The organism is Glutamicibacter sp. AGC46 (genome assembly GCF_053543715.1).
The window spans coordinates 135421-137207 of sequence record NZ_JBLVOJ010000011.1; the positions used below are offsets into that span (position 1 = coordinate 135421).

Sequence of the window (1787 nt, forward strand, 5' to 3'; positions counted from 1 at the left end):
GTCAAGCACGGCGATAAGAGTAATCTTGGAGGCCCTAGGCCTTGAACATGACAACCTTGCCCAGCGAAGTCCAGCCCAGCGAAGCGTAAAGCTGCTGGCCATCGACCGAAGCGATCAACAGGCCTTCATCAACATCGTGTTCTTGAGCCAGCGAAGCCAGCGCACGCATGATCAGGGTACCTAGGCCCTTGCGGCGGAAATCGGCGCCGGTGATGATGCGGTCGAAGATTGCGTATCCGCCAACTGCTGAGACATGGCCGGATGCCGCAACGACTTCCTGGTTGTCCTCGGGATGCAGCGAAACGTAGGCATGAGTGCCATCGCGTTCAATCTGGAAGACGAACCCGTCTGCAGGCAGTGGGACCTCGACGTCGTGCACGGCTAGTTCGGTGACCATCAGTGCTTCGTCATCGGCAGTGACCTGCAGGCCTACTTCAGCCGCAATGGCAACCAGATTCTCGGCGGAGTCGTCGAAAGCCGTCAGCCGACGGTTCGGGTGCTTCGTCAGGGTCTCGGCTACTGCTGCGAGTTCCTCTTTGGAGGGACCATAGATGACGTATTCCCAGTCTTCAGTGGTGTCGTGGCGCAGCGCAGCGTGGACCCGTCCTTCGTTGCGGGTTTCATAACCACGAGCCCCAGCCCAGCCTGCTACCCAGGTGCCAATCAGTTCATCGCTTGCGTTTGATGCCATAATTTGACCCTACCTTGTCTTTCCTAGGAATTAGCTGACATTGAACTAATCGTTGCCTACTTGGAACTATTGCACTGGCCGAGAGCTCGATATTTTCGGGAAAGATCAATGTGACATTGCTCTTTTCCTCGGCGTTTCGCGGCCAAAAGCTACTAACATTGTAGGGTGGCCATTCATCGTATTGTTCTGTATTACGCTTTTACTCCGCTCCCAGACCCGGAGGCAATCCGCCTTTGGCAGCGCTCGCTGCTGGAGCGCTGGGGCTTGCGCGGACGCATCATCATCTCCAAAGACGGCATCAACGGCACCGTTGGTGGCGAGATCTCCGCAGTCAAGGCCTACGTCAAGGCCACGCGAGAACTGCCAGCTTTCAAGAAGATGGATATCAAGTGGTCGGAAGGTTCGGCAGAAGACTTCCCGCGTATCTCCGTCAAGGTTCGCGACGAGATCGTGACCTTCGGCGCTCCTGGCGAACTGGAAGTTGACGAGAACGGTGTTGTCGGTGGTGGCACCCACTTGCGCCCCGAAGAACTTCACGAGCTGGTTGACAACAAGAAGAAGACCGGCGAGAAGGTCCATTTCTTCGATGGCCGCAACGCATTCGAAGCGCAGATCGGCAAGTTCAAGGACGCGATTGTCCCCGAAGTGGACACCACCCGCGATTTCGTTGCCGAGCTGGATTCGGGCAAGTACGACCACCTGAAGGACCAGCCGGTGGTCACCTACTGCACCGGCGGCATTCGCTGCGAAGTGCTTTCGGCTTTGATGGTCAAACGCGGATTCCAAGAGGTGTACCAGATGCAGGGCGGCATCGTCCGCTATGGCGAGAAGTACGGGGATGAAGGCCTATGGGAAGGCTCTCTCTACGTTTTCGATAAGCGCATGCATACCGAATTCTCCGAAGACGCTGTCACCATCGGTGAATGCGTGGGCTGCCAAGGTCCAACCAACAAGTTCGAGAACTGTTCGGACCCGGCCTGCCGCAACCTGCGCCTGTTCTGCGAGGACTGCGCAAAGGACGAAGCACTGCGCCGCTGCCCAGACTGCAGCACCGTAGACGCCTAACTTCAGCTTTCACCAACCGCGGGGTGGACTT

General features: G+C 57.2%; 2 protein-coding genes. One reads left to right on the forward strand and one right to left on the reverse strand.

Going from position 1 to position 1787, the window contains the following annotated elements:
• Positions 1-34 precede the first annotated feature (34 nt).
• Positions 35-691: a GNAT family N-acetyltransferase gene (locus ACNPM8_RS05735; RefSeq protein WP_105656966.1), complete on the reverse strand. Its 657-nt coding sequence runs from the start codon at positions 689-691 to the stop codon at positions 35-37.
• A 165-nt stretch (positions 692-856) separates the two neighbouring features.
• Between ACNPM8_RS05735 and trhO the strand changes: the two genes are divergently transcribed.
• A complete protein-coding gene (gene trhO / locus ACNPM8_RS05740; protein WP_105656965.1) occupies positions 857-1756 on the forward strand; it encodes an oxygen-dependent tRNA uridine(34) hydroxylase TrhO in 900 nt (299 codons plus the stop codon).
• Positions 1757-1787 lie beyond the last annotated feature (31 nt).